Consider the following 26,258-nt stretch of genomic DNA (forward strand, 5'->3'; position numbering starts at 1 on the left):
ACGAGCGTTGCGCATCGGCCATAGGCAAGGCGCGTCGATGGCGCTATGAGCATGACGGGCGCCGCCGCGCGTCGCAGAGAAACCGCATCGGACCGGAATTTGACTGCCAGGACCTCAGCCAAGAAACCCGCCCGCGGCGAAGCCTATGCCGTGATCCGGCGGATCTGGAAGGAGAACGGACGCAACTATCGCGGCCTTTACGCGATCGCGGCCTGCTGCCTCGTCGTGGTGTCGGCGACGACCGCCCTTGCCGCCTGGATCATGAAGCCGCTGATCAACGATCTTTTCGTCGATCGCCATTTCGAGCGCGCGCCGCTGATCTGCGGCGCTATCATCGCCATCTTCATCGTGCGCGGCGTCGCCACCTACGGCCAGAGCATCACGCTCGCCAGGATCGGCAACAGCATGGTGGCGCGCTATCAGAAGCGCATCTTCGAGCACCTGATGAAGCTCGGCGTCGATTTCTTCAGCGAAACCAGGTCGGGGCGGCTGGCGGCGCGCATCAACGAGAACGTCACCAGCATCCGCGATCTCCTGAGCATAACCCTGAAGTCCACGGCCGGCGACCTGCTGTCGCTGGTCGGCTTGGTCGGCCTGATGGTCTACCAGGAGCCGGTCCTGGCGGCATCGATCCTGGTCATCGGCCCGCCACTGGTCTGGGCGGTCAATTACATCATGCGCCGCGTGCGCGCCGTGGCGCGCGAATCGGTCGAGATCAACTCGCGGCTGATCGGCGCCATGCAGGAATCCATGCAGGGCATCGCCGTGGTCAAGGCTTTCACGATGGAGGATCAGTTGAGCGCCCGCATCGGCGCCTTGGTCGACCGCGCCGAGTCCCGCTACAACAAGATCGCCAGCGTCTCCGAGCGCCTGACCCCGGTGACGGAAATCCTGGCGGGCCTGGCCGTGGCGGGCGTTGTCGCCTACGCCAGCTATCGCGCCGCTGCGGACAATCATCCGCCGGGCGACGTGATGGCCTTCATCACGGCCCTGCTGCTGGCCTATGACCCGGCCAAACGCCTGGCGCGCACCCAGGTCAATATCGAGCGGGCGCTGGTCAATGCGCGCATGATCTACGAACTGCTCGACATACCGCCGCACCAGAGCGACGCGCCCAGCGCACCGCAGGCCGATTTCGCAGGCGGCGAGGTTCGCTTCACCGGCGTTTCCTTCGCCTATACGCCCGACATGCCAGTGCTGCGGAACCTGAGCTTCACCGCGGCCGCCGGCAGGACCACGGCGATCGTCGGCGCGTCCGGAGCCGGCAAGACCACATTGGTCGCCCTGCTGCAGCGCTTCTACGACATCGATTCGGGCACGATCACCGTCGACGGGCAGGACATCTCGAAGATCACCAAGCAGTCGCTGAGGCGCTCGATCGCCTATGTCTCGCAGCAACCCTATCTGTTCGAGGGGACGATCCGCGACAATATCCGCTACGGCCGCCCCTCGGCGACCGACGCCGAGATCGAGCTGGCTGCCCGGCAGGCCGAGGCGGACGGTTTTATCCGTGAGCAGCCGCTCGGCTACGATACGCCGGTCGGCGAGAACGGTGTGACGCTCTCCGGCGGCCAGCGCCAGCGCGTGTCGATCGCGCGCGCCATCGTGCGCCAGGCGCCGATCCTGCTGCTCGACGAGGCGACGTCGGCGCTCGACAACGAGTCCGAGGCCAAGGTGCAGCAGGCGCTGACCGAGGTCATGAAGGGCCGCACCACCATCGTCATTGCCCACCGGCTGTCCACCGTGGTCAACGCCGACCGCATCATCGTCCTGGAACAGGGTCGGCTCGTCGAGGAAGGCACGCACAGGGAGCTGATGGCCAGGCCGCATGGCGTCTATGCCCGCTTCTATCACATGCAGGGCGACCAGGGCCTTGGCCTGGTGGACGACGTGCCGGCCGATAAGCTGGCTTCGCCGCAAGCCGGGACAGTCGATGTGGCCGGCGCGCCCAGGCGCGCGCGGAGAACGGCGGGGAGGAAAGCATGAGCGACATGGGGCTGGTCGTGGTCGGCGCCGCCGGCCGCATGGGCCAGACGCTGGTTCGCATCATCTCGGAAACGGACGGCGTGCATCTGGCCGCCGCCGTGGAGCGGGGCGGCTCGCCGCACCTGGGCCGGGATGCCGGAGAAATGGCGGGCGTCGGCGCCAACGGCGTGATCATCGGCGACGATCCGCTGTCTGCCTTCGCGAAAGCAGACGGCGTGCTCGATTTCACCGGCCCCGTCGCGACGGTCGAGTTCGCCGGCTACGCCGCGCAGGCGCGCATCGCGCATGTGATCGGCACCACCGGATGCTCACCAGAGGACGATGCCGCCATCAGCGCCGCGGCGCGCCATGCCACCATCGTCAAGTCGGGCAACATGAGCCTCGGCGTCAACCTGCTCGCCGTTCTGGTCGAGCAGGCGGCCAGGGCGCTGGGTCCGCAGGATTTCGACATCGAGGTGCTCGAGATGCACCATCGCCACAAGGTCGACGCGCCTTCCGGAACGGCGCTGCTGCTCGGCGAGGCGGCCGCCAGGGGCCGCGAGATCGCGCTTGCCGACAACGCGGTGCGGGTGCGCGACGGCCATACCGGCGCGCGCAGACCCGGCGCCATAGGCTTCGCATCCCTGCGCGGTGGATCGGTCGTGGGTGAGCATTCGGTCTATCTGTCCGGATCCGGCGAGCGCATCGTCCTGTCGCACGATGCGCAGGATCGCAGCATCTTTGCGCGCGGCGCGGTCAAGGCGGCGCTGTGGGCGCGCGGCCGCAAGCCCGGCCTCTATTCCATGCGCGACGTGCTCGGCCTGGACTGATTTTCGACCACAGCGGCGGCGCCGGCCGCCGGAAAACTTCGAAGGAGAAAAAATGTCACGCACCCTCGTGCTCGTGCGCCACGGCCAGAGCGAATGGAACCTGAAGAACCTGTTCACCGGCTGGCGCGACGTCGACCTGACCGAGCAGGGTGTGGCCGAGGCGAAAGCCGCTGGCGCAAAGCTCAAGGCGCGCGGCCTGACATTCGACATCGCCTTCACCTCCGCCCTCAAGCGCGCGCAACGGACATGCGGCATCATCCTCGACGAACTCGGTCAGGGCGACCTGAAGACCGTCCGCGACCAGGCGCTGAACGAGCGTGACTACGGCGATCTGTCGGGCCTCAACAAAGACGACGCGCGGCAGAAATGGGGCGAGGAACAGGTCCATGTCTGGCGCCGTTCCTACGACGTGCAACCGCCCGGCGGCGAGAGCCTGAAGGACACCGGCGCCCGCGTCTGGCCCTACTACCTGCACGACCTGCAGCCGCACGTGCTTGGCGGCGGCACCGTGCTGGTCGCCGCGCACGGCAATTCGCTGCGCGCGATGATCATGGCGCTGGACGGCCTGTCGGGCGAGGAGATCGTGAAGCTGGAGCTTGGCACCGGCGTGCCGATCGTTTACCGGCTGAACGCCGATTCCACGGTCGCGTCCAAGGAAGTGCTGTGAGGGACGGGACGCAGAGGAATAAGGCAGCAGGGCGATAGGGGAAAGCGACAGGGCAAGGATCGAAACCTTGTTCGCACTTTCCGGCGAGTATCTTCCCCTACTGCCCTACTGCCTCTCCACTTCGAAAAACCGCGTTGACAGCGCCCGCCTGCCCGCTTACATGGGCGCCACCAGCCCAGATGGCGGAATTGGTAGACGCGCACGGTTCAGGTCCGTGTTCCGCAAGGAGTGGAGGTTCGAGTCCTCTTCTGGGCACCATCAACCCCTTAAGCGGTTGATTCTTCGCAGAATCGTGGAGCGAGGAAGGTGAAGGCTTGAAATGGCCTCCCTGAAGCTCGGCCGATGAGACGGCATAGGCGTACCCTGCGATCAGCGGCAACGCGCCTTCGGGGGTACAACCATCCCTTGATACAGGCGGCCACCGCCGGCACTGGCGAAGATATCTCTCTGCGGGTTGACGGTCATGGCAGCTGCGTCCCCGCAAGCCATTGCGAAACGATGTCTCGCCTACAGACTGTCGCGTTTGATCGGATTCATGTGTCGTGCTGTAAGCTTCTGTTTCCCCAAAACCGCTGCGCACTTTTGGGCGACATGGTTTAGACGATCCCGACAAGCTGCACCAGCGCGGCTATACCCTGATAGATCCCGATCCGAAGTCCGGCGAAGTATCGTTCGACTTTGTCCTGCATCAGCCGGCCGGACCCGCGGGCCACTGGGCGGCGAACGCGAAGCCGGGCGACACGATCACCGCATCCTATATGTCCTTTACGAAGTTCGACGTGCCGGATCCGGAGCCGGAAGGCTATCTTCTGTTGGGCGATCCTTCGGCCGTCCCGGCGATCAACGCGATACTCGACGTGCTGCCGCGCGACGCGCGGGTGGTCGCGATCCTGGAGATCATCGGCGACGGCGACGAGACGATCCCGATCAGCGAACATCCGGGCGCGACCGTTACCTGGGTCGCGAAACATGTCCCGAGCCGGCTGGGCGAAGCCGTCCCGCAACGCGACTGGTCGAACTGGCTCGCGTGGCTGGCGGGGGAGTCGAAGACCGTGAAGGAGGTTCGCGCGATCCTCAACACCGTGCATGGCTTTCCGCTTTCCGATATCCAGCATCGCGCCTACTGGATGCGCGGCAAGGCCATGCGGCTGGCGAAGGAGCGTGAAACACGGGAACTGGAGGAGGCGGTCGGCGAAAAGGCGCCCGCGCCCGTCGCCGCGAAGGGTTCCGCCGTCCGGCCGTCCGGCCGCTGGCGTTCCGAGCGCGGCAAGGAACTGCTCGGATCGATCCGGTGGAAGCTGGGCGTCGCGGGCGTGATGCAGGCCTTCATCTCGATCATGCAATTGATCCCCTACATTCTGCTGGCGGAGATCGGCCGCCGCCTGCTTGGCGGGGAGACGGGATGGGACGCATTCCGCGTGCCGGTGCTGGGAGCTCTTGTCTCGTTCGGCGGCGCCGCGCTGCTGTCGGCGGCGTTGATGGTCTGGCTCCACATCGTCGATGCGGAGTTCGGGTGTGACCTGCGGCGTTCGGTCGTCTCCAAGCTGGCGCGCCTCCCGCTCGGCTGGTTCAGCGACCGCAATTCCGCCACGGTGCGCCAGGCAGTCCAGGAGGACGCCGGGCGGCTGCACTACATGGTAACCCATGCCGTGCCCGATTCCGTTGCCGGCGCGGTCACGCCGATCATCGTCCTTCTTTATCTGTTCACCGTCGATTCCGGCCTGGCGGCGATGCTGTTCATTCCTGTCCTCGTCATGGTCTGGCTTTACAGCATCATGATGCGCGACAACGCCGACAATCTTGCCCGCGTTGCGGATTGGACCAAGAAGGCCAACGCCGATGCTTCCGCGTTCGTCGGCGCGCTGCCGGTGGTGCGGGTCTTCGGCGGAGACGGACGCCGGCTGCGGGAGACGCTGAACGGGCAGATCGACTTCCTGAACGATTGGCAGCGGCCGATGGCGGCAACGAAAGCGCTGTCGCAACTGGTGATCCAGCCTCCGACATTCCTGCTACTGATCGTCGCCGTCGGCATGTGGAAGATCAAGTATGGCGGCATGACCCATGCCGAGCTGCTGCCGTTCATATTCCTGGGGACGACGTTTGGCGGACAACTTCTGGCCGTTCTCTACGGCCTGGCGCCCGTCCGCGAAGGCCGCCAGGCCGCCCGGCGCATCGGCGTGCTGCTCGAGGAGAAGGAACTCGACCGCAGCGACGTCGCCGAAGAAGCCCCTCATGGCCCGACAGGCTTGCGCTTTGCCGACGTGACCTTCGGCTACCGCCCGCGCGTTCCTGTTCTGCGCAATATCGATCTGGACCTCAAGCCGGGCACGATGACGGCTCTCGTCGGGCCGAGCGGGGCCGGCAAGTCTACCCTGGCCACGTTGCCCGGACGCTTTCATGACGTCATCGGCGGCGCGGTGAAACTGACCTTCGACGGCAAGGAGGTCGACATCCGGAACCTTCCGCCCGAAGTGTTGCAGCGATGTGTCGGCTTCGTCTTCCAGGACGTGCAACTCATCAAGGGAACGGTGCGCGAGAACATCGCTCTCGCGGCGCCCGTCGCTTCGGACGCCGACGTGGAGGTGGCGGCGCGGGCGGCCCATATCCACGAGCGCATCATGCGGATGCCGCGCGGCTATCTCAGCGTTGTCGGCGAGGACGCCTACCTGTCCGGCGGCGAAGCGCAGCGGCTTTCCATAGCGCGCGCATTGCTGGCGAACCCGCCGGTCCTGGTTCTCGACGAGGCGACGGCGTTCGCCGACCCTGAGTCGGAACATCTCGTGCAGCAGGCGATCGCCGCGCTGGTCAGGAACAGGACGGTGCTGGTCGTCGCGCACAGGCTGCACACCGTCGCCGGCGCAGACTGCATCGCGGTCATGCGCGACGGACGGATCGTCCAACGCGGCCGGCACGAGGAGTTGCTGGCGCAGGGCGGGCTCTACAGGGAACTCTGGCAGGTCGGCGAGGAGATCGCGGCATGAGCCTCGCATTGCCCGCCGCAGCCCGGCGCAAGCTCCTGCCATATGGCGTGCTGGTGGGGACCGCCGCCGTTGCGAGAGCGGCTTCCGCGCTGGTCCTCGTTCCGCTTCTCGGCACGCTGTTCACCGCCGGTCCGGCAGACGCGGCCGGCTGGCTCGGGGCGTTGGCCGCCGGCGTGCTTGTCGGATGGATCGCCGAGATGCGGCTGATGGCCTTCGGCTTCGACATATCCCACGCAACCGCGACCGATGCAAACAGCCGCCTTGTCGATCATCTGCTCGCCGTCCCGGTCGGCGCGTTCGGCGCGAAACGACAAGCCGAGGCGAAGCGCGCATTGACGGGACCGGTTCCTGAACTTTTCGCGGCTGCGGTCAATCTCGGCGGACAGACGAGCATCGCGATAGTTGTCCCCTTTCTGATCGGCATTGGGCTCCTCTTCGTGGCCTGGCCGCTGGGCGTCGTCGCCGCCGTGGCGGCGCCGATACTCGTCTGGGTGCTGCTCTTCGGAGCACGGCTCATGCGAAGCGCCGAGGAAGATTTCGCCTCGGCTTCGGAAGAAGCGGCCGAGCGCACCGACGAGTTTGCCAGGGCGCAGATGGTGCTGCGCGCCGCCGGCCGCACAGGTGTCGCCGACACTGCGCTAGGCTCGGCGATCGACGCGCAGCGCCGCACCGGACTTCGCATGAGTTTCATGACCATCCCGGGAACGCTGCTGTTCACGCTGGCCATGCAGGCGGCGCTGGCGGCGATGATCGCCGTGACCGGGCTGATGTTCGCGAACGGCACAATGGACGCGGCCCGGACCGTGGCTCTCATCGTGGTGGTCGCACGCTATATCGAGCCGTTCAAAACGATGTCCGACCTGTTTCCGGCGATCGAGTCCGCGCGTGGAGCCTGGCGACGAACGGCGGACGTCCTCGCCTTGCCCAGACTGGCGAATCCCGCGAGTGATGCAACGCCGGGAGCGCCGTCCGTGGAACTCAGGGGCGTCGGGTTCGCCCCGAACGGCAACACGGTTCTGGACGACATTTCATTTCTGGCGGAGCCGGGGACGACAACGGCGATCGTCGGCCCGTCCGGCTCGGGCAAGAGCACGATCCTGTCGCTGATCGCCCGGTTCCGCGACGCCGATGCCGGCAAGGTCCTCGTTGCCGGGCGCGACGTTCGCGAATACCTGCCGGCGACGCTCATGTCGAAGCTTGCGATCGTGTTCCAGGGCGTGCAGCTTTTCGAAGGCAGCATCGTCGAGAACATCCGTATCGCGAAGCCGGACGCCACCGACAGGAGATCGAGGCTGCGGCGAAAGCCGCTCGGGTGGACGAGATCGTCGCGCGCTTGGGCGGATGGAGCACGCAGGTCGGCGAAGGAGGCTCGCGGCTATCGGGCGGCGAAAGGCAGCGGGTGAGCCTCGCGCACGCTCTGCTCAAGGACGCTCCGATCCTGCTGCTGGATGAAGCGACGAGTTCGCTGGACACAGGCAACGAAGCCGCCGTCGCGGCTGCGCTCAAGGGTTTTCGCAATCATACGGTGCTCATCGTCGCCCACAGAATGGAGACCATCGCCCATGCTGACAACATCATCTTTGTCGAGGCGGGCTCCATCGTCGAGGCAGGTTCACGCGAAGCGCTGATCAGGAAGAACGGCCGTTTCGCAGAATATTGGCTGAAGCGTCGCGAAGCGCTGGAATGGCGTTTGAACGGATAGGTCTCGGATTCGAAAGTCTTCTTGCCGATCTCGATCAGTCACCATGCGTGCTGCTGGAATGATTTTCTCAAGGCGAGTGGTCTCATTTGGCATTGTATCCGCTTCAGGGCCGGTGCGGATCGGCCGGTAGCCCCGATCGGCGCTCTAAGGAATGAGGACCAGGCTGCCGGTGCTGCGGCCGGATTCGAGGTCGGTGTGCGCATCCGCCACGTTTTCGAGCGCATACCGCCGGCTGACAGGACTCACGACACCGAGCGGCATCAACGCAAGAACGGCTTCCGCAGCCGCCCGGTATGTCTGACGGTCAGCCGAATAGGCCATGAAACTCGGTCGCGCGAGGGTCAGCGCGCGACGCGGGCCGATATCATCGACGTTGATCGGCGGGATCGGGCCGCCGGCCTGGCCGATGCTTGCAACAACGCCGAACGGTCTGGCGCAGGCAAGTGACTTGGCCAGCATGTCGCCGCCGACGCCGTCATAGACGACATCGACGCCGCGCCCTCCCGTGTAGGCGGCGATCTCAGCGACGATATCGGCGGCGCGACCCACGATCACATGGTCGGCGCCAGCGGCGCGGGCCAACGCGGCCTTGTCCGGCGATCCGGCCGTGCCGATTACGTGCGCGCCGAGCTGCTTCGCCCAACGTACGAGCAGGCCGCCCATCCCACCCGCCGCAGCATGCACGAGGATCGTCGTCCGGGCATCGACCGGATATGTCCGGGTCAAAAGCATGTGGGCGGTGATGCCGCGCAACATCGAACTGGCGGTCATCTCCGCCGAGATATTGTCCGGCAGCGCAATAGCGCGCCACTCTGGCAGAAGACGGGTCGAGGCATAGGCGCCGACGGGAGCGCCGGCATAGGCCACCCGATCTCCGGGTGAGAGGCGGCTGACATCAGGGCCGACAGCCTCGACGACGCCTGCGCCTTCGACGCCGAGCGTCGCCGGGAGCGGCAGCGGATAAAGACCGGTCCGGTGATAAATGTCGATGAAGCTCACACCGATCGCCTCATGGCGAACACGCACCTCGCCAGGCCCGGGTGCGGAGGGCTCATCTGCCGATACGACGGCGGCGATCTGCACCTTCTTGTCCATGTTCTGTCTCCGTTTGAGGGTGCGTTCAGAATCGCCGAATGACGCCTGATAATAAATTCCCTATATTGTCCTATCGAATGGGAAAAAACGCACAATGACCGACTGGGAGGATCTTCGCCATTTCGCGGCGCTTTCGGAGACAGGTTCGCTGTCGGGCGCGGCGCGGTTGATCGGCGTCGAACATGCGACGGTTGCGCGCCGGGTCGCGCGCCTGGAGGCGCAGACCGGTCTCAAGCTGGTGGACCGCCGCGGCCGGCGTTTCCGTATCACAGCCGAGGGCGAAAAAATCGCGGGGATTCTATGCGCGATGCAGGAGGCCGCCGCCGCTGTGGAGCGCGCCAAGGCGGGTCGACAATCGCCGCTTGTCGCTGACGTGACGATCAGCGCGCCCCCTGCCTATGCGACAGCAAGATTGGCTCAGCCTCTGGCTGATCTGCGCCGTCAGCATCCGGGCATTCGCGTGCGCGTTATCGGGGAGACGCGTCAGGCGTCGCTGAACCGGCGCGAGGCGGACATCGCCGTTCGTCTTTCGCGCCCTCCGGTGGGCGATCTGACATGCGTCAAGATCGGCGAGAGCCAGTTCCGGCTCTATGCCAGTATCTCATATCTCGAGGCGACGCCGATCGACGCCTGGCAATTTGTCGCCTATGACGAAGCCTTGGACGCCGCGCCTCAACAGGCGAGACTGTTGAGTTTGCTGAAAGGTCGCACGATCGGGTTGCGCGCCAGCACGCTTGAAATGCAGATGGCTTTTCTTCTTGCGCATGGCGGCGTCGGGATGCTGCCGGACTTCATGGCGGATGGACAGGACGGACTCATTGTTGCCGATCCCGATGAGCCGCCGCTGACGCGTGAAGTCTGGATGGCGGTGCACACGGACATGAAGGATGCGCCGCCAATCCGCGCGGTCATGGACGGCGTCGCTCAAAATTAATGAGGGCCGGCTGACTCGTCGCCTGTTCCCGGCTGTTTAACATCATCCATGCACAGTAGATGACCGCCTTGCGTCAGGGAACGATTGCGCAGCGAGATCGGCGACGAAAAAAGCAGATACAATTTTTGAGCAGCGGCCCATGTAATTGCCGAATGTCACGGCCCTGCCGCCTCTTGTGGCGCACTTAGAGGAGGACATATGGCTTCCGTTAGCCGAATCCTCACCAGTCAGTCGGGTCGGCTCACATGTGGGCTGAGGCAGCCGCGATGGCATAGGTGAGCCGGTAGGAGCCGCCTGGATGCGATCCGGAACGGCGCAATCGACACAACGCCATGCTCTCGTCATATTGCTTCTGGCGCCGACCCCGATCACGGGGTGGGGCATGATCGGCGTTCTTCCCATGCCGGCGGGAGAAATTGCCGCCGAGTTTGGAGCGGCTTTGCCCACGATCTTCCTGGGAAGCTCGGTGATGTTCGTAACGATGGGTGCCGCGTCACCATGGGCCGGCCGTCCGCTCCGCCGATTCTGTGCGCGGCAGGTTATGGCCGTCGGGGTGATGCTGATTGGGCTTGGGTTGTGCATCCTTGCTCTGTCACCCACGCCGCCAGGGTTTTTTATAACAGCCTTCAAGGCTGCATCATGGCCGGTATCTTGGCGACAACGAACCAGATTCCTGACGAGCGCGGCACGGCATTGTCAATCATCGAGACCATCACGGATGACCGAGAAATAACGGTCGGTGCCGACCTGGCCGCCCTTCAGCGCGACCTCCAGCCCGTCGATTGCCGTGATGCCTGAATGGGCGACGCAGAGCGGCGAGCCGGGTGAAGCCGGCAACGGCATACGAACAGTCAGCGCGTCGACACCCATCTGGCCAAGGGCATGGCTCGACGTGTCGCCGCCGGCTATGATCACGCGCTTCAACCGCTGTTCTGCCGTCAGCTTTCGAAGCAATTCTCCGAGTCCGCGGCCGAGTTTGTGGCGCGCGCCCTGCTGGCGGTCGATCTCCGCGCCCCGGTCCGCCGCCGGGCCAAGCGCCGTATAGAGAATGACGCTGCGGCCTGTCTCCAGGCTGGCCTGGGCGGCGGCCGTCGCACGTGCGATCGCCTTGTCGGAATGCTCCGAAACCAGCTCGACCGGATCCACCTCGATTCCGTCGAAACCGTCGGTCATTGCGTGCCGGATCTGTCGTTCGGTCGTCGGCGAGCAACTGCCGGACACCACTGCGATCCGGTCGACGGCGCCGGGACGCGCAAAAGTCGTGCCGGTGGCCGGGGCGCCGTTTCCATTCCATTCGGCAAGCAGCGCGTATTCAACGCCAGAAGAGCCGGCGACGAAATATCCGCCGTGCCTGCGCGCGCGCCAGATTTCCTTGCCGGCCAGAACCTGGCTTTCGGGGCCGTCGACATCGACGAGCAGGATCGCAGCATTCGCGGCCAGCCTGTCGAAGGTCGAAGACGGGTCAGGAGACCGCAGCGCCGCCAGGTCGAGCAGCTCGGACGGAAGGTCCGTCTGACGCGACAGATGGATAAGGAGGTCGGATTCGTCCATCGGCGTCGAGGGATGGCGGCTCATCACCGGATGGCGGTCGATCCGGTAGTATCTGTCGCGATAGGCGGCGAAGAGATGACCGAAGGCGGTGTAGCGCCGAAGTTGCGGCGCACCGACCACCAGCGGTATGCAGCCCTGCTCGAACACGGCGCGACCGATCTCGATCGCCCGGCCGATATTGCCGATGGCAGGGCTCGAATCGAAGGTCGAGCAGACCTTGTAGTGGCAGATTTCCGCCTGAAGCGACTTCAGCCAGGCGAAGGCGTGCTTGAGATGCGTATCCATCCATTGCGGGGATTCGCTACGGCTTGTTCCCGCCAAGCCGACGGCACGGCAATGCGCGAAACGCGCCAGCAGGCCGGCGTCCGGCTCGCGCGTGAAGAGGACGGTCGGGACGCCGCCGAGCTCGAGCGCCTCCATCACGTCGGTCGAACCGGTGAGATCGTCGCCATAGTAGCTGAGGAGCAGGTTGTGCATGCTCAGGCTCCGCTGCCGTCGGCGAACTTCTCGATCGAGCGCGCCAGTTCGACATGGTCCCTGGCGAATTCGTTCAGGGGAATGTCTTCCACCGCCGCCTGCCAGGCCTGCCGCACGGCGCGCACCCCGGCGCCGGGACCGTCCGGGTGACTGACGATGCCGCCGCCGCAAAGATAGAGAAGGTCGACCGTGCGCCCGGTACGTTGATAGGTCTCCGGTGCCTGTCCGCCCCATTGGCCGGAACAGACCACGGGCAGTGCGCAATCGGCAGGCGAGAAGATGGGGGCCGTCACCGCTTCGAAGGAACGAACGAAGGAGTCGTCCGGCTCCCAGTACTTCGAGGCGATGCCGTTGATCTGGAACTGGTCGACGCCGAGCAGCCGCCAGAACTGCTGCCAGACCCCGAAATCCATGCCGAGGCCGGGATGGCGGGTAAGAATGTCCCAGCCATTGCGATGCGCGTGCAGCACCAGGCCGGAACGCTTCCGCAGGAAAGCCATGCCGCCAAAGCCGATGGAGTTGATGTTGACCACAGCGCAATTGCCACCGGCTTCAAGCACCATGTCGTGGTTGCGCATCATCTCGTCCGGATCGGCATGCGAGATGCCGAAGGCATACATCACCTTCTTGCCGGTCTTCTGCTCATGGTCGAGGATCAGCGGCATGATCGCCTTCACCCGCTCCGACAGCGGCGAATAGGCGGGGCTCATGAGCTTCTCGTCGTCCTTGATGAAGTCGACGCCGGCGTCGATCAACTCGCCCACCATCGCCGCCGTCTCAGGCGGTCGCAGGCCAAGCGCCGGCTTGACGATCGTGCCGATGATCGGGCGATCCTCGACGCCGGTCAGCCGGCGGCTGCCGGCTATGCCGAATCGTGGGCCGGGATGATCGCCTTCGAACTCGGGCGGCAGCTTCATGTCGACGACGCGGATTCCCGAGAGGCCCCTGATCGAATAGGTGCCGCCGATCGCGATCGTCATCAGCGCCGCGAGATCGGTGCCGATGGCGTCGAGCGGGAAGCCGACCTCGACATCGGCGCGCTTGAAGGGCCCGACGCCAGTCGTGGGGATCGAGGGCCGCTCAGCGGCGGCCAGATGCCGGATCGCCAGGACGCGCGCCGCCACCCGTGCCTTCAGTTCCTCGGTTTCGCCCGGCAGAGCGACGAACGTGCCGGTCGACTGGTCGCTTGCGATTTTGGCAGCCAGCGCCTCGATGCTGCCCGAGGTCTCGATGCGATAGGTGAGGGTGATCATGGCCGTCCACCAGACTGAAAGGCAGGAAATGAATTCCCTCCGCTCGGAATCTGGTATAATGAGTATCTAAGCATTGCAAGCAGTATCCTGCCCGGCGAAGCGCCGCGGAAAGGCAGGGCATTCCGGAGATTGCCGCCGCAGTGCTAGATTGGAAGCAGGCCTAAAGGAGTGATTCGCGACGATGAACCGTTCGGAGCCGATCGTCCGGCGCAAGCTTTCCGATGAAGTCTTTGTCAGGCTGCAGCGCCTCATCACCAGCGGAGACCTGCAGCCGGGGGACGAGATGCCGTCGGAGCGGGAACTGATGGAGCGGTTCGAGGTCGGCCGGCCGGCAATCCGCGAAGCCATGCAGGCGTTGAGCAACATGGGACTGGTAGCCATCTCGCACGGAGAGCGCGCCAAGGTACTGCAGCTTACGGCGAAATCGATCATCAAGCAGGTTGATGGCGCGGCCAAGATCATCCTGTCGTCGTCGAAGGACACGCTGGAGCATCTGAAGAGCGCGCGCATCTTCTTCGAGCGGGGCATGGTCAGGGAAGCTGCCGAAAAGGCCACGCTCGAAGACGTGGCGACGCTCAGGGCGATCGTCGGCGAGCAGCGCGCGGCGCGCGGCGATGCCGAGGCCTTCATCTCCGCCGATATGCGGTTTCATACCCGGATCGCGGCGATCTCGGGCAATCCGATCTACGTCGCGGTCAGTGAAGCGATGCTTGGATGGCTGAAGGAATATCACACCGAGATGCTCATCTGGACCGGCAAGGAAAAGTTCACGCTGACCGAGCACGAGGAGATCATCGACCGCATCGAGAAGAAGGATGCCGACGGTGCCGAGAAGGCGATGGTCAAGCACCTCGAGCGTTCGCGCGCCCTCTATGTCATGAGCTCCGGGAAGTAAGAGCGATCGCCGCGGGCGGATCGTCGTCCAACGAGTGACGATCCGCCCGGCGATCAAGCAAGTGGGGATGCGGAACCGCTGCCTGCTTTTCCAGCCTGGTCGATCCGCGCTATGGCGTAAGGCTGCATGACAAGATCGCCTCGGCCAAGTTCCGAGGCATCCACCGATACGGTTTCCGGCGTCAGATTTGCCAGCCACGCGATCGTCTCGCCTGAGGCGGTGCGCGCCGCCAATGCCAGAACGCGCGTCTCGTCGCTGGTTTTCGTCGAGATCTGCGTTAGCCCGGCGAGTTCGCAGAGCCCCTTGACGGCCTGGAAGATCGGGCGCGGCTGCCCTTCGGCAGCGGATTCGCCCGGCCCGGCAAGGACGCCGAACGGTCCCGTGAAACCCGACAATGTAAGCATTTCCAGTCCGGCCGGCGCCACCCGCGCGGCGTAGCCGATCGTCCATGCAGCAGCGAAGAGCCCGGTCTGGCGCGGGTCGCGATTGGCCATGGCGATGCGCTGGTCTTTTGGATTGTCCTTGGTCGCGCCGCCATAAGGATTTTGCCGCATGGCGATGGTGGAAGGGCCGATCCGATAAGGCTTCGCTCCGTAGATCGCCCGCGTCGACCGGGTGATGAAGGGCAGCGCCTCCAGCGATTGCATGACGCTGAGGTCGTCCGCCGCATGCACGATCGGGCAGGTACAATGGGTGATGAAATCGAGCTTTCCGGCCGGCACGCGCTTGCGGTTGAGCTCGGTGAAATAGCTGAACATGCCGCCGCCGAGGCGAATGTCGGGAAACGCGTGGCGTGCCGCGGCGTAGACGTCTTCGAGCGGCGGGCAGTCCGGCCACGCGCTGCCCGGTGGCGTCGACTGCCGGTCGACCGAGGGCGAAACCGCAACGGCGTCCAGCCGCAACCCCGCCTGACGCGTCATTTCCGCAAGTCCCGACAACTCCTTGTCGAGATCGCCGGTACAGGCGACGATGCATTCGAGTGTCGTGCTCGCCGGGAAAGACGCTGCAAGCATGGTGTAGGCCTGAAGGGCGTCCCGGCCGTGGCCGCGTGTCGGGTCGAAGTGGAGCAGGAACTGTTGCGGGCCGAGCATCGAGAGCATCGGCAACTGTTGCAAGGCGGTCTCGACGTCTTCGGGGTAGATCACCACGCCGATGTCGGGGAGCTTCGACCCGGCTTCGCCGAGTTCGATGCGCACCGGATCGACCCTCTTCGAAATGGCCGGGATCTTTCCGGCTCCCGTGACACGAAGATTGACCGTCTGGCGCACGGTTTGGCCAGCCGGCAGGACGTAGGGCCACGGCAGCGCGAGCGGCCGGACATAGGTCTTGTAGGAGGCATCCGACCAGTTGCGCTGGTCTTCCATCTCGAACACGTCGCCTTCCATGCGGCATTCGGCGCTGATGCCCGGGCGCACCTGATGGGTGATGGCCCGCATGTCCTTGAAGGGCTGCCAGGGATCGATCAGCAGCGGCAGTCTCGTGTCCTCCACGCTGCCGTCGGTGTGCTCGACCCTTATCGGACTGTCGGCGAGACCGGAGATCGGGTGCAGGATGCAGAAGCCGCAGCGGTTGGTCTCGAAATCGCTTTCGGGAAGCGCGCTCACGTCGAAGACGAGGTGGCCGTCGGCATGGCCTTCGATGGCGGCGCGAAAATCGAGACGGCTCCCACCCGGCCCTTCGCAACTGGCTGAATAGCGCACCGAGAAACCGTCATCGCCCTGTTCGATGCGCAGATCCGTCAGCGCCGGCTCGTAGGTGCCCCAGTCGCGGTCGCGCACGATATAGGCGATGGCTCGCAATACCTCGGTGCCGTCATGGCAGACAGTGCGCAAATTCCCGCCGACGAAATCGGCGCTGAGGGCGCCCGCGCTGAGCCGGACCGGAGCAGCTTCTGTCGCCTTCGTGCCGCAGAGAAGGAAAGGATCGACGGTCATTTCAGCAGGTCATCGATGCGAACCGGCTGACCACTGGCAGCGCCGGTGTAGGCCGCCTCGACCAGGGCGAACGTCCTGAGGTTGTCGGCGCCGGATGTCGCCGGTTCCTTGCCTGCGGTCAGGCACTCGACCCAGTGTTTCTGAATCGCGGCGACGCTTTCCTGTATGTTGTGCCAGGGCCGGGAGGCCCAAGGCAGCAGCGGCGGAGACACGTCCCGCGTGGTGGCTCCTGCACGCCCCTGCACCTGAAGCCGATAACCCTGACTGAGCCGGATCGTGCCCTCGTCGCCGTCGATCTCCACCAGCGTCTCCGGGAACGGCTCGACCGGCAATTTGGTCGCGTAGCTGCAATCGACGACAGAGGTGACGCCTGGCACGTGCTCCAGCAGCATGGTCGCCACGTCCTCGCCGGCGATGTTCCGGTTGACGCGTTGGGTCCGCGCCGTCAGCGTCTCGACGTCGCCGAGCAGGAAGCGGGCGATGTCGAGAATATGGATGCCGAGATCCTCGACGATGAAACGCTTTCCGGTGGCGAGATAAGGTTGGCCGGAAAAAACGTCGTAGCCGGAGCGGAACGAGATGCGGCCGAAAAACGGCGTGCCGATCTCGCCGGACTCGATGATGCGCTTCACCGCCTGGATCGGCGACTGCCAGCGGAAATTCTCGTGCACCATCAGCGGCACGCCGGCATCGGCGCAGGCCGCGACCATCGCCTTTGCGTCGGCCAGCGTCGGCGCGAACGGCTTCTGGCAGATCACGGGTAGTTTGTGAGAGGCGGCCAGCTCCACCAGCGGCCTGTGCGTCTGCACGGTCGTGGCGATGTCGAGGAAGTCCAGACTTTCGGCTTGAAGCATTGCGTCGGCATCAGTGTAGCGGCGCTCGATGCCGAACTGGTCGCCGACGATCTTCAGCCGCGCCGGATCCCGGTCGCAGATCGCGACGATCGACGCCCCGCCGGCATCGCGCCAGCCGTGCATCTGGTTGACGGCGAAGAAGCCACAGCCGATTAGTGCGCCGCGCAATTCCGTCATGTCAGCCGACCTTCGCCATCTGCATCAGCGTCACGCGGCTCTGCAGCCGGCGCTGCACCTGGTCGACGACGACGGCCACGATGATGACGAGACCCTTGATCACCATCTGCCAGAACGAGGAGACGCCCATCATCACCAGACCGTCCGACAGGATGCCGATGACGAAGGCGCCGACGATGGTGCCGCCGATCGTGCCGCGCCCGCCCGACATCGACGTGCCGCCCAGCACGGCAGCGGCGATGGCGTTCAATTCGAAGCTCTCGCCGGTGGCGGGATGCGAGGCCATCAGTTCCGAGGAGATGATCAGCCCGACGATGGCGGCGCAGAAGCCGGAGAACATGTAGACGAACATCTTCACCAGATCGACGCGCACGCCCGACACGCGCGCCGCGCGCTCGTTGCCGCCGACCGCGAAAATATGCCGGCCGAGCGGTGTGAAGCGGGCGAGGTAGGCGGCGGCGAGCGCCACCACGATCAGCAGCCAGACCGACACCGGCAGGCCGAGGATGCGCCCGGCGCCGAGATAGCCGAAACCGGTGTTGCCGATGTCGACGCTGCCGACGAGGTTGGGGAAGGTGCGGCCGTCCGAAGAAAGCAGCGCCGCACCGCGCGCCACGTAGAGCGTGCCCAGCGTGGCGATGAAGGGCGCGACATTGAGGCGGGTGATCAACAGTCCGTTGACGGCGCCGATGATCGTGCCGACCACAAGCGTAATGGCGACGATCTCGATGACGTTGAAATAGACCGTGTAACCGATCAGGAGATCGACCCCGTTCAGCATCAGATAGCCGGCTACCATGCCGCACAGGCCGACGATCGAGCCGACGGAAAGGTCGATGCCGCCGGTGATGATGACGAAGGTCATGCCCATGGCGAGGAAGGCGTTCAGCGCCACGTGCTTCGACATCAGGATCAGGTTCGCTGTCGACAGGAAGGTCGGCACCGCGAAGGAGAAGAACAGGACGACGGCGATCAGCGCGATGAAGGTGCGCGCCTTCATCAGCGTCAGCAGCAGCGAGCCGCCGCTTGCCGCGCCTTCGCGCGTGTTTGCGGTGGCGTCAACCATGAAGCGTTTCTCCCGTTTTTTCCGTCGGCCCGTGGCCCAGCGCCGAAGCGGCGATCACCGCGTCCTCCGTCGCCTCCGAGCGCTCGAACAGGCCGGTCAGCTTGCCGTTGCTCATCACCGCGATTCGATCCGACAGCGCCATCACCTCGTCGAGGTCGGAGGTGGCGAACAGGATGCCCAACCCTTCCTGCGACAGGCGCCGCATGGTGCGGAACACGTCCGCCTTGGCGCCGACATCGATGCCGCGGCTCGGCTCGTCCATGAGCAGCACCTTCGGTTTCGTCAGCAACGCCTTGCCGATGACGACCTTCTGCTGGTTGCCGCCCGACAGCGAGGAAACTTCCTGTACAGGGTCTGCTACCTTGATCGACAGTTCCTTCACCATGCCGTCGACGGCATGCCGCTCCGCCTTGCCGTTGATGTGGAAAAGGCTGGCGAAGCGCCGCAGGCTGGACATGGTGAGGTTGGTCGCCACCGACAGGATCGAGACCAGGCCCTCGCGCTGGCGGTCTTCGGGGATCAGCGCCAGGCCGCGCCGGATACGACTTGCCGTATCGCGCTGGCGGATTTCCTTGCCGTCGAGGAAGACCTTGCCCGTAGACTGCGAATGGCGACCCATGATGCAGTCGAACAGTTCCGAGCGCCCGGCGCCCATCAGCCCGTAAATGCCGAGGATCTCGCCGCCGCGAAGCGACAGCGAGACATGATCGACGGCCAGACCGCCGGTCGCGCGCGGCAGGCATATCTCCTCGACGCGAAACATCTCTTCGCCGGGCCGGTGGCCATCGGCCTTGGCGAAATCCTTGGCGTCGGAGCCGATCATCTGGCGCACGATCCATTGCGTGTCGATGTTCTTCACCAGTTCGCTGCCGGTGACGCGGCCGTCGCGCAGCACGGTGATGGTATCGCCAATACGGATCAGTTCCTCCAGGCGATGCGAGATGTAGACGATCGCCACGCCCTGGGCCTTGAGGTCGGCGACCACCTTGAAAAGGATTTCCACTTCCGCGGCGCTCAGCGCCGAGGTGGGCTCGTCCATGATCAGCACGCGGGCGTCGAGCGAGACGGCCTTGGCGATCTCGACAAGCTGCTGCTGGCCGATCATCAGGTCCTCGACCAGCATGTCCGGTCGGATGCCGGCCTGGAGGCGGTCGAGGAACACGGCGGCGCGGCGGTTTTGCTCCTTGTGGTCGATCTTGCCGACGGCGTTAGTGACCTCGCGCGTGGCGAAGATGTTTTCGGCCACTGAAAGGTTGCCGAACAGGTTGAGTTCCTGGAACACCATGGCGATGCCGTGCGCGGCGGCGTCGCCGGCGGAGGCGAAGGAGACCTCCTTGCCGTCGAGGAGGATGCGGCCGAGGGTCGGCTGCTCGACGCCGGCGATGATCTTCATCAGCGTCGATTTGCCGGCGCCGTTCTCGCCGACCAGAACGTTGACGGCGCCGCGCCGTACCTCGAAGGAGGCCTGCTTGACCGCAACCGTGCCGGAATAGACCTTCGAGACATCGTCCAGCTTGAGAATAATGTTGTCGTCATCCTCGCTCATGGCTTCGGCCCGATCTCGATCTCGGCCGGCGTCATCAGCGGCAGGTCGGCTCCGCCCGAAGCAGCGAAGGCGCCGAGCACCTTGGCGGTTCGCCCTTCCAGGGCATCGCGCGGCAAAGTTCCGAGCACGGTCTTGTTGACATGCGTGTTGAACGCCTTGCCGAACTGGGCGTAGTCGATCTGATTGGTGAAGGAATTGAAATCGACGAAATCGAGCACGTCACGCAGCGCCGTACCGCGTATGGCCGGCCCGATCTGGACACGGGCGTCGGCCTTGCCGTCGCCGTCGACATCCACGTCGATGGTCGCGGCGCGCGACTGCGTATTGGCGGCGACGATCTTGCCCTCGATCGTCGCGGCATAGGTCCAGGGCGAATTCGTCTGCTTGTTGACATTGCCGTACTTCGCGCCGGCTGCCGCCGGATCGGCTCTGGCCACCTTCTCCACTTCGGCGAACGGCCCGGCCTTGGCCTCAAGATAAGGCAGCACCTTCCCGTCCCACATTTCGGCCACCGCTGCGTCGGGATCGAAGGCGGCAGGCTTGTCGCCGCCCGGTGTCGTGCCCGTCGGCAGGACCTTGCAGGCCGCCAACGCAAGCAGCGCCACCACTGCGAAGCTTAACCGGATCGGATTCTGTGGCATTGAGCGAACGTCCATGAATGGAGACGGGGAGGGGACGCCGGTCCTCTCCCCGCGGTCGGCCGAGACCCACCCATCAGTCGGTCAAGGCGAACGTTTCCAGCTTGGAAGCATTGTCGGGCGTAATGAGGACGCAGTCCATCAACTGCTTCTCTTCCTTCGGCTTGGTGCCGTTCTTGATGAAGGCGTCGGCTTGCTCGACGGCCATCTGCGCCTGCGCGTAGGCGGGCTGCAGCACGGTCGCCTTGATGCCGCCCGCCTTGATGGAGTCGCGCACGTCGTTGGAGCCGTCGAAGCCGACGACGATGACGTCCTTCTTGCCGGCGGCCTGGAGCGCCGCAATGGCGCCCATCGCCATCGTATCGTTGCCGGAAATGACGCCCTTGATGTCGGGATTGGCCTGCAGGATGGATTCCATCTTGGAGTAGGCTTCCGTCTGGCTCCAGTTGGCCGATTGCTGCGCCACCATCTTCAGGTCCGGATAGTCGTCGATGACGTCGTGGTAACCCTTGGAGCGAATGCCGGCATTGGTGTCGGACTCCTTGCCGACCAGCTCGACATAGGCACCCTTCTCACCCATCAGCTTGACGAATTCCTGCGCGCCGAGCTGCGCGCCCTGGTAGTTGTTCGAGACGATCTGCGCCATGGCGACGCCGCTGGCATTGATCTCGCGATCGATCAGGAAGGATGGAATGCCGGCGTCCTTGGCCTTCTGCACGGCGGCGACCGTGGCGTCCGCGCCGGCATTGTCCAGGATGATCGCCTTGGCGCCGCGGCCGATGGCGGTGTCGATCAGTTCCGATTGCTTGGAGGCGTCGTCGTCATGCACCAGCACCAGCGTGTCGTAGCCGAGCGCCTTGGCCTTGGCATCTGCGCCTTCCGCCTCCGCCTTGAAGAACGGGTTGTCGTGCGACGGCGTGATGATGGCGACGAGATCGGCGGCGTAGGCCGGTACTGCCGTGCCGATGGCCAACATGCCGGCGAACGCCGCCAGCGTTATTCTGCGCGTGAATTTCATGAAGTCCTCCCGTTGAACACTCTGCCTCGATCGAGGCAATCGTCTGGATTTCGCAAAGCGCTAAAATCATCCTGCGGGTCGGTACCGGAAAAAACCGTCGCCGGTTTTCGCCCGATCTCGCGCCCTTTCCCGCCTTCCTCCACTCGTCCCGGCATCGATTTAAGGTCCGCGATCGGTCCGGGGTGAAACCAGCTAATGCCAACTGGTATAATGAGTCAACCACAAATTCAGGTGACATGTACCCGATGGTGACATCGCGCGGCCGCCCGATTGGAAAGCGAGGCGAGAACTCAGGTGATGCGCCTGATGCTGGCGGCGATCTCGTCAGGCTCGAAGACATGCTTCCAATCGTCGCGCATCAACGCCGGCACGCCGAACTCGATGGCCTTGTTACAGGCGTCGGAGAAGGCGCCTTCGCGCTCCTCGAAGATCACCGAGGCGAGCACGTTGATGTGGCCGAGCAGAAAATCCAGCGCCGCCTGGCGGTCGACGCCGCGTCGCACGACCTCGTCGAGACCTTCCTTCATCACGACGAGCAGGGAGGCGCACATCGTCTCCGCCAGTGCCGGTTCGAGCATGGCCAGTTGCTCGACGGTCACCCTGTGGGAGCGCATCACCGGCGCCCAGATCGTCCGCGCAATGGCCTCGCCCTTGGCATAGTCGCTCTCTGGCCCCTGCATGAGCGCGCTGACGATATGCTGCTTGGCCTTGATGCCGCCGAAATAGTCCTTCTTCGCCGCCATGTCGGTTTCATCGTTGAACAACGGCGGATGGCAGGGATGGGTGATGAAATAGGTGAGGTCGGGGCGCTTCGGCAGGTGCCCTGCCGCCGGCGCCGCAGCATCGAGGACGATCACCATCGTGCCTGGCTTTAGCTGCTTCTCGATGCCTGCGGAGACCTTGCCGATCAGTGTGTCCGGGACGGCCAGGATGATGACGTCGGCGCCGTCGAGCGCCCGGTCTCCTTCGACGGCGTCGAAGCCAAGCCCTTCCTTCAGGCGGGCACGGCCGCCCTCGCCGGTCTCCACGTGGCGAACCTCGTAGGCCGAGCCCTTGAGGTTGGCGGCAAGGCGATAGCCCATTTTCCCGCCTGCACCGAACAGCGCAATCGTTGTCATCTGGTCTTTACTCCCTGAATTCCGACGAAGGTTCGCCAATCGTCATCTGACATACTGGTATGATCACTCTACCATTATTTGGCAAGAGGAATCATTCGCGTCGCGCGTTGTTCATTCATGGCGCGGCCGAGGAAGCCGGGCCCGCTTATTGTCGCTCCCGCATGATGCGGAATCGCGTCGCCGGCCCCGTCAGGCGCCGGCCAGGCAGCGGTTGGTGTAGTAGTCGGCGAAGGCCGGGCGGCTGGCGAGGGCTTTGCCGTCCGCGTCCAGAAGAATGCCGGCCGCGAACAGGAAGCCGCCCATCGCCTCCGTCTTCGCTCCATCGATTTCGCCGACCGTGCCATCCGGCCGCGCGAGATAGTGGCCTTCTATCAGGGTCTTCAGGGAGGCCTCGATCAAGGCCGCATCCGCCGGCATGTCCTTGTTGGCACCGACCAGAACGGCGGCAGCTTCCTGCGGGTGCTCGACGGCGAAGGCATAGCCCCTGCGCGTCGCCTGCACGAAGGCGGCGGCCGCATCCTGATGCTGCGACAGGTAGGCGTCGCTGGAGGCGATGAAGGTCGTGTGCTCGTCCGGCACCCCGTAATCGGCGTAGCGGAAAGCCATCTGCCGCCTGCCTTCCAGTTCGGCCTGGACGCCTTCCCAGGTGTAGACCTCCAGGGTGAAGTCGACCGCGCCGTTCGCCAGCGCCTCGTAGGCGGACGTGCCGAGCGTCACCGTCTCGAAGCTGCCTGCACCGCCGTCGTTGTGGATCAGTGTCTCGATCAGCGCCGTCTCCCAGTTGCTGCCGAAGCCGCCATAGACCTTGCCGTCGAGATCCCTCGGCCGCCTTATGTCGGTACGGTCGGCGTTGAAGACGAGTCGGCCGGTTTCCGTCTGCACCACGGCGTAGACTGCCTTCAGGTCGGCGCCGGCGGCGCGCTGGGTGAACAGCCCGATGGAGCCGACCACCCCGAAATCCGCAATCTGGTTGGCCACCAGCGTGCCGGCGCTGGTGTCGGTATAGGGCAGGATATCGACGTCCAGCCCGGCGTCGGCATAAAAGCCTTTGTCGCGCGCCACATAAAGGCCGATATGGTTGGTGTTCGGCGTCCAGTCGAGCGCGACCGAGACCTTCTCGCGCGCCGGTGAGGACCAGGCTGGAGCCGCCGGCGCGCAGGCGGCTGCAAGGCCGAGGGCGAGGGCGTGGCGGCGGTTCATCAGTGTCATCTGTTCGACCCTTCTGTTGCTTCGGGGTTGAGAAGGCTTTCCAGAACGACGGCTTCGATGGCGCTGGCCTGCCGCAATCCCTCGGCCCCCGCATCGCGTGGCCGCGGCAAGGGCACGGGGACTTCGTGCAGGACCCGTGCCGGGCGCGTCGACAGCACGTAGATGCGATCAGAAAGGAAAACGGCCTCGCGCACGTCATGCGTGACCAGCAGCGCCGTCCAGCGATGACGCTTCCACATGGCTTCGAGCCAGCGCTGCATGCCCATGCGCGTCAGCGCGTCCAGAGCGCCGAACGGTTCGTCCAGCAAAAGCATGTCGCGTTCCTGCACGACCGTGCGCAGAAGGGCAGCCCGCTGGCGCATGCCGCCGGAAAGCTGTGCCGGGTAATGATCCTCGAAGCCGGCAAGGCCGAACTCGGCGAAGAGTGGCCGCACCTTGTCCCTCGCGGCGCGGCGCGGCACACCCTGCACCTCCAGTCCGAGCGTCGTGTTGTCGATGATGCGCCGCCACGGCATCAGCGCGTCGCGTTGCGGCATGAAGGCGAAACGGTCTTGCCGCGACATGAGCGGCTCGCCGTCCAGACGGATCGCGCCGCCGTCTGCCTCGATGCCGCCCGTCAGGATCTGGAAGATCGTCGATTTGCCCGCCCCGGAAGGCCCGAGGATGGAAACGAACTCGCCCTCGCGCACCGACAGCGATATTCCGTCCAGCACCTTCGTCGCGTCGAACGCCTTGCGGACGCCTTGCAGGTCGAGCTTCGGGGTCATCGCGTCCGCCTCTGCTCCAGGCGCTGCCAGGGCATGGCGAGGCGCTGCACGAGGCCGGTGGCGGCAAACAGCACCAGCGTCAGCGCGGCGCTGACGGCCACGGCGGCGAGTACGAGATCGGGTCGGAAATTGTTCTTGGCCTTGAGGATGTAGATGCCGAGACCGCGCGTCGCGCCGGCATATTCGGCGAAGATCGCGCCGACCACCGCATAGGTGATGGAGATGCGCAGGCCGGCTAACAAGAACGGCAGGGCCGACGGTGCACGGGCAAGCCAGAAGCGTTGCCATCGCGTCGCACCCATGGAGCCGAGCAAAAGCGCGATCTCCTTTTCCGTGGATTCGTATCCCTGAACCAGCGCGACCAGCATGGGAAAGAAGGTCACCAGGGCGACCAGCAGGATCTTGGGCAGCAGGCCGAAGCCGAACCACAGCACGACCAGCGGGGCGATCGCCACGAGCGGCAGGGTCTGGCTGACGACGAAGACCGGGAACAGCGCCCGCCGCACAGGCGCGAAGAAATCCATCGCGGCCGAGAGCAGAAAGGCACCGGCGAGCGAGCAGGAGAATCCGAGCAACGTCGCACGGATGGTGGGCAGCGCGTTGTCGGCGAGCGCTCGACGGTTCAGCCAGGCTTGCCCGGCAACGCGCAAAGGCGACGGCAGCGTTGTCTGGCTGATGCCCGACAGATCGCTGTAAAGCTGCCAGGCGACCAGGAGCGACGCGATCGCTACGGCCGCGGGGCCTGTTCTGGCCAGGAAGGACGGCGTGTTCGGCATGGCGGATATCCGCGCCCGCGCGCGTGGCTCAGGCCGGGCTCGGGCTGTTTGCCGAAACGGTGAGGTCCATCGCCACATGGCCCTCCGGCGATCCGAAACGCAGGAAAGCTTCACCGAGCGTGGCGAAGACCGGCCCCGCGTCGCCCCGCAGGGTGGTGCAGAAGTTCTTCGCCCGGCCGAACACGCCCGACCGCTTCATCAGATCGATGCAGCCGTAGATCTCGTCCATGTGATGCGAGGCACCGAGGGGATAGAGCGACAACTGCGCGGCGACGTCCTGCCCTGTCGGCGCGGCGCTTTGCACGGCCTCCAACGCTGCCTCGACCCGCTCGCTGAGCGGCGTTTCGGCCGTGCGGCCCTCGATGGGCGTGCAGATCGGGTCGTCCGGTTCGCCGGGGCAGCCCCGCGACACCGTGGCATGCATCACGCAATGCAGGCCACCGCGCGATGCGGCAACGTGAAGGTCGCGCAGGGCCGGGAAAAGATCGGGCGGCGGTCCGACCAGCAGGGTGGAGAGATCGTCGGTCTCGATCCGGAACCGGCTTCGGTACGGATCGAGGGCCGACAGGCTGCCAAGGATGACGCGGACGAAATCGTCCGTCATGGGGTACAATGCGACTTGTGCGCCAGAAAACATGATCCGCCTCGCTCCGCTGGTATTATCCAGATCAGCTTGAGGGTTTCGCGGCTTGGCGCTGCGGTCTCAGCCCCGGCAATACGGAGCACCCCTGTGGTAGGCGCACTCAAACCATGATTCTTTTCGTCATGCAAGCGCGGCGATGGCCTTCGGCGGCCAACCGCTGCA

At 65.0% G+C, this 26,258-nt stretch carries 20 protein-coding genes, 1 tRNA gene, 2 pseudogenes and 1 riboswitch; of the genes and pseudogenes, 9 read left to right on the plus strand and 14 right to left on the minus strand.

Features of this window, described 5'->3' with window-relative positions:
- The first annotated feature begins 51 nt into the window (after positions 1–51).
- The 7 genes and pseudogenes from ABMA46_RS02340 (at position 52) to ABMA46_RS21345 (ending at position 8,145) form a co-directional block, all read left to right on the plus strand.
- Positions 52–1,986 (plus strand): ABC transporter ATP-binding protein, encoded by a 1,935-nt coding sequence (locus tag ABMA46_RS02340; RefSeq protein WP_425475681.1) that lies wholly within the window; start codon positions 52–54, stop codon positions 1,984–1,986.
- A complete protein-coding gene (dapB, locus tag ABMA46_RS02345; RefSeq protein ID WP_348997666.1) occupies positions 1,983–2,795 on the plus strand; it encodes a 4-hydroxy-tetrahydrodipicolinate reductase in 813 nt (270 codons plus the stop codon). The genes ABMA46_RS02340 and dapB overlap by 4 nt, the downstream gene beginning before the upstream one ends.
- Before the next feature lie 52 nt (positions 2,796–2,847).
- A complete protein-coding gene (locus ABMA46_RS02350; protein ID WP_348997667.1) occupies positions 2,848–3,462 on the plus strand; it encodes a 2,3-bisphosphoglycerate-dependent phosphoglycerate mutase in 615 nt (204 codons plus the stop codon).
- Between the two features lie 173 nt (positions 3,463–3,635).
- A tRNA-Leu gene (locus ABMA46_RS02355) sits at positions 3,636–3,720 on the plus strand.
- 356 nt (positions 3,721–4,076) lie between these two features.
- Positions 4,077–4,199: pseudogene (locus ABMA46_RS21340) on the plus strand (siderophore-interacting protein); the annotation flags it as partial.
- Positions 4,200–4,220: 21 nt separating this feature from the next.
- Positions 4,221–6,443, plus strand: coding sequence for an ABC transporter ATP-binding protein/permease (locus ABMA46_RS02360; protein WP_348997668.1), 2,223 nt, complete (start codon positions 4,221–4,223; stop codon positions 6,441–6,443).
- A gap of 851 nt (positions 6,444–7,294) precedes the next feature.
- Positions 7,295–8,145: pseudogene (locus ABMA46_RS21345) on the plus strand (ABC transporter ATP-binding protein).
- A 144-nt stretch (positions 8,146–8,289) separates the two neighbouring features.
- Here ABMA46_RS21345 and ABMA46_RS02375 read toward each other — a convergent pair.
- Positions 8,290–9,240: a quinone oxidoreductase family protein gene (locus ABMA46_RS02375; protein WP_348997671.1), complete on the minus strand. Its 951-nt coding sequence runs from the start codon at positions 9,238–9,240 to the stop codon at positions 8,290–8,292.
- A 94-nt stretch (positions 9,241–9,334) separates the two neighbouring features.
- On the opposite strand from ABMA46_RS02375, the gene ABMA46_RS02380 reads away from it, so the two are divergent.
- Positions 9,335–10,174, plus strand: a complete 840-nt coding sequence (locus ABMA46_RS02380) for a LysR family transcriptional regulator (RefSeq protein ID WP_348997672.1) — start codon at positions 9,335–9,337, stop codon at positions 10,172–10,174.
- A gap of 696 nt (positions 10,175–10,870) precedes the next feature.
- On the opposite strand, the gene ABMA46_RS02385 is transcribed toward ABMA46_RS02380, so the two are convergent.
- Positions 10,871–12,202 carry a four-carbon acid sugar kinase family protein gene (locus ABMA46_RS02385; RefSeq protein WP_348997673.1) on the minus strand — a complete coding sequence of 444 codons (1,332 nt, stop codon included), beginning with the start codon at positions 12,200–12,202 and terminating at the stop codon, positions 10,871–10,873.
- Positions 12,203–12,204: 2 nt separating this feature from the next.
- Positions 12,205–13,455, minus strand: a complete 1,251-nt coding sequence (oiaX, locus tag ABMA46_RS02390; protein WP_348997674.1) for a 3-oxo-isoapionate-4-phosphate decarboxylase OiaX — start codon at positions 13,453–13,455, stop codon at positions 12,205–12,207.
- A gap of 181 nt (positions 13,456–13,636) precedes the next feature.
- On the opposite strand from oiaX, the gene ABMA46_RS02395 reads away from it, so the two are divergent.
- A complete protein-coding gene (locus ABMA46_RS02395) occupies positions 13,637–14,350 on the plus strand; it encodes a transcriptional regulator NanR (protein WP_348997675.1) in 714 nt (237 codons plus the stop codon).
- Between the two features lie 53 nt (positions 14,351–14,403).
- On the opposite strand, the gene apnL is transcribed toward ABMA46_RS02395, so the two are convergent.
- The 11 genes from apnL to ABMA46_RS02450 all read right to left on the minus strand — a co-directional run bounded on the left by apnL (position 14,404) and on the right by ABMA46_RS02450 (position 26,090).
- A complete protein-coding gene (gene apnL, locus ABMA46_RS02400; protein ID WP_348997676.1) occupies positions 14,404–16,284 on the minus strand; it encodes a D-apionate lactonase in 1,881 nt (626 codons plus the stop codon).
- Positions 16,281–17,315: a Gfo/Idh/MocA family protein gene (locus ABMA46_RS02405; protein WP_348997677.1), complete on the minus strand. Its 1,035-nt coding sequence runs from the start codon at positions 17,313–17,315 to the stop codon at positions 16,281–16,283. Before ABMA46_RS02405 ends, apnL begins: the two co-directional genes overlap by 4 nt.
- A gap of 1 nt (position 17,316) precedes the next feature.
- Positions 17,317–18,381: an ABC transporter permease gene (locus ABMA46_RS02410; protein WP_348997678.1), complete on the minus strand. Its 1,065-nt coding sequence runs from the start codon at positions 18,379–18,381 to the stop codon at positions 17,317–17,319.
- Positions 18,374–19,927, minus strand: a complete 1,554-nt coding sequence (locus tag ABMA46_RS02415; protein ID WP_348997679.1) for a sugar ABC transporter ATP-binding protein — start codon at positions 19,925–19,927, stop codon at positions 18,374–18,376. Before ABMA46_RS02415 ends, ABMA46_RS02410 begins: the two co-directional genes overlap by 8 nt.
- Complete coding sequence (locus ABMA46_RS02420; protein WP_348997680.1) at positions 19,924–20,568, minus strand: DUF2291 family protein; 645 nt, start codon at positions 20,566–20,568, stop codon at positions 19,924–19,926. Before ABMA46_RS02420 ends, ABMA46_RS02415 begins: the two co-directional genes overlap by 4 nt.
- Positions 20,569–20,641: 73 nt before the next feature.
- Positions 20,642–21,583 carry a D-ribose ABC transporter substrate-binding protein gene (locus ABMA46_RS02425; RefSeq protein WP_348997681.1) on the minus strand — a complete coding sequence of 314 codons (942 nt, stop codon included), beginning with the start codon at positions 21,581–21,583 and terminating at the stop codon, positions 20,642–20,644.
- Positions 21,584–21,873: 290 nt separating this feature from the next.
- The gene (locus ABMA46_RS02430) at positions 21,874–22,701 is read right to left on the minus strand and encodes a phosphogluconate dehydrogenase C-terminal domain-containing protein (protein WP_348997682.1); all 828 of its coding nucleotides are present in this window, start codon (positions 22,699–22,701) and stop codon (positions 21,874–21,876) included.
- A gap of 189 nt (positions 22,702–22,890) precedes the next feature.
- Positions 22,891–23,910: an ABC transporter substrate-binding protein gene (locus ABMA46_RS02435; RefSeq protein ID WP_348997683.1), complete on the minus strand. Its 1,020-nt coding sequence runs from the start codon at positions 23,908–23,910 to the stop codon at positions 22,891–22,893.
- Positions 23,907–24,677, minus strand: coding sequence for an ABC transporter ATP-binding protein (locus ABMA46_RS02440; protein WP_348997684.1), 771 nt, complete (start codon positions 24,675–24,677; stop codon positions 23,907–23,909). The genes ABMA46_RS02435 and ABMA46_RS02440 overlap by 4 nt, the downstream gene beginning before the upstream one ends.
- On the minus strand, positions 24,674–25,453 hold the full coding sequence (locus ABMA46_RS02445) for an ABC transporter permease (protein ID WP_348997685.1): 780 nt from the start codon (positions 25,451–25,453) through the stop codon (positions 24,674–24,676). Before ABMA46_RS02445 ends, ABMA46_RS02440 begins: the two co-directional genes overlap by 4 nt.
- A gap of 28 nt (positions 25,454–25,481) precedes the next feature.
- Positions 25,482–26,090, minus strand: a complete 609-nt coding sequence (locus tag ABMA46_RS02450) for a YkoF family thiamine/hydroxymethylpyrimidine-binding protein (RefSeq protein WP_348997686.1) — start codon at positions 26,088–26,090, stop codon at positions 25,482–25,484.
- A riboswitch (TPP riboswitch) is annotated at positions 26,081–26,193 on the minus strand. It overlaps the preceding gene by 10 nt.
- Positions 26,194–26,258 lie beyond the last annotated feature (65 nt).

This window comes from Mesorhizobium hunchu (assembly GCF_040081975.1).
Classification (GTDB): Bacteria; Pseudomonadota; Alphaproteobacteria; order Rhizobiales; family Rhizobiaceae; genus Mesorhizobium; species Mesorhizobium hunchu.